We start from the raw sequence: 1775 nt of genomic DNA, 5'->3' as shown, positions 1-1775 counted from the left end.
GGATGTGTCTTACATGAATATCATTCAGCTTCAATATTTAATTGATGTAGGAGAGTTAGGCTCTTTCACTGAAGCAGCAAAAAAAAACCGTATGACCGTACCAACAATAAGCCAATCCATTGCACAATTAGAGAATGAATTGGGTGTTACACTCTTTACCCGTTCAAGGAAAGGAACCAATTCAACTATTGAAGGGAAAATCGTTATTCAACATGCGCTTACTGTTTTGAAAACGATTAATAAAATGAAGAATGAAATATCAGTATTCCAAAGTGAGAATCAAGAAAATATTATTATTGCTACTATCCCAGGGATGATCTCACAGATAATTGATACTACAATAAAATTTAGGAAAGACTTTCCTCATGTGAATATCCAGTTAGTTGAAGGTGATTCTAGATTAGTCCTAAATTACGTTCAAAACGGCCATGCTGATTTAGGATTTGTATCTTTTAAAACGGAAAAAGAAGAAGAATTTTTAACATGGGAACCATTAGTAAAAGGTGAAACCTTGTTAGTAATAAATAAACGATCCCATTTGCGCTTTAAACAGAGTATCTCAGGTGATGAATTAGAGGATGAAATGATTGTTTTGTATAATGATCCCTACTTAAAAAAGATTACTCAAGATATTTTACCGACGCATTTATGGAATAAAGTCTCATTAATAACCAATAGCATAGAAGGTATCTTCCGAATGATTATTCATGAAAATGCAGTTACAATTGGTCCCGATTATCTTGTTCATTCATTACCCCCAGAGCAAAAAAATGAAATTATCACTGTCTCCATAGATAAATATAAAACGATCCCCTATTATCTTTGGAAGGTAACAAGAAAAAATGAAAAAGCATCTGGGCTAATAAATCAATTTACAGAGCAATTATTCAGTAATTTATCTAATCCACACAATTAATTTATATTGATGTTGGATGTCGTTAAAAAACGATAAAAAAAAGCCTTACTGGAGTACGGAAATGATTCGAGGTATGATGGGCCACTACGAAAGAAATTTAAATTAATGCAATAAAAACCGTAGAAATTTACCATTTCTACGGTTTTATGCTCACCTAAGAACAGCACACTACAGCATCATCAAATGCATCTTCTGGAATATACACCTTATTACCCTCCACTTTATATGGAATGTTATTCCTCTCTAGTTTGTCTGTGTTAACGCTTTCTATAGTGTCGCCCCATTGTACATATTTTCCGTTGTATTCTTTTTGACAAGCAGATAATATGAATAAAATAGTCAGACAAAAAACAAGCATCAGCTTCTTTTTCAAAATCTTTATCTCCTTTTTATAAGCAAATATGTATTTCCAAGATGTTTATTTAAAGAATAACACTTAGTACAATATAGAAAAACTATTCGTAGGATATATAGTAATATTTTTCATATTAGGGGTCACCATATAGTGAAAAAGAGTTTTACAAAAGTATGAAAATAGCAAATTGATACGAACCAAAGGTATTATTGTTGTTATCTTAAAAAGACCTTGTAGTGGTCTTATCCCTGTCAAGTAGACAGTATTAAAAAGACTAAGCAGCCATCGAGATTCGATATTCTATCGGAGCTCGATGGTTGAGTCGTTTTTGGAACCGTTTATAGTTATAAAAGTAAATATACTCTTCAATTGCTTGTATTAAATCCGCTTCTGTTTTAAAATGATTCAAATACAACATCTCCGATTTAAAATGGGAGAAAAATGATTCGATACAGGCATTATCATGGCAGTTTCCTTTGCGAGAGTGGCTGCCAATGATACCTA

3 protein-coding genes are annotated in these 1775 nt (G+C 32.3%); 1 reads left to right on the top strand and 2 read right to left on the bottom strand.

Annotation, left to right across the window (positions count from 1 at the left end):
* A partial coding sequence (locus AB3X48_RS21835) for a LysR family transcriptional regulator (RefSeq protein ID WP_367959940.1) occupies nucleotides 1–916 on the top strand: 916 nt, incomplete at its 5' end.
* Between the two features lie 154 nt (nucleotides 917–1070).
* On the opposite strand, the gene AB3X48_RS21830 is transcribed toward AB3X48_RS21835, so the two are convergent.
* Both AB3X48_RS21830 and AB3X48_RS21825 read right to left on the bottom strand, forming a co-directional pair.
* A complete protein-coding gene (locus AB3X48_RS21830; RefSeq protein ID WP_282896194.1) occupies nucleotides 1071–1274 on the bottom strand; it encodes a hypothetical protein in 204 nt (67 codons plus the stop codon).
* A gap of 271 nt (nucleotides 1275–1545) precedes the next feature.
* A partial coding sequence (locus AB3X48_RS21825; RefSeq protein WP_367959939.1) for an IS3 family transposase occupies nucleotides 1546–1775 on the bottom strand: 230 nt, incomplete at its 5' end.

It is taken from the genome of Bacillus sp. S4, assembly GCF_040838205.1.
Lineage (GTDB): Bacteria > Bacillota > Bacilli > Bacillales > Bacillaceae_G > Bacillus_A > Bacillus_A cereus_U.
Note: the sequence above shows the minus strand (reverse complement) of the source record. Positions and strands in the feature narration are given on the sequence as shown.

Coding starts and splice junctions, on each gene's coding strand:
- AB3X48_RS21830 (WP_282896194.1), bottom strand. CDS start 1,274: ATGCTTGTTTTTTGTCTGACTATTTTATTCATATTATCTGCTTGTCAA.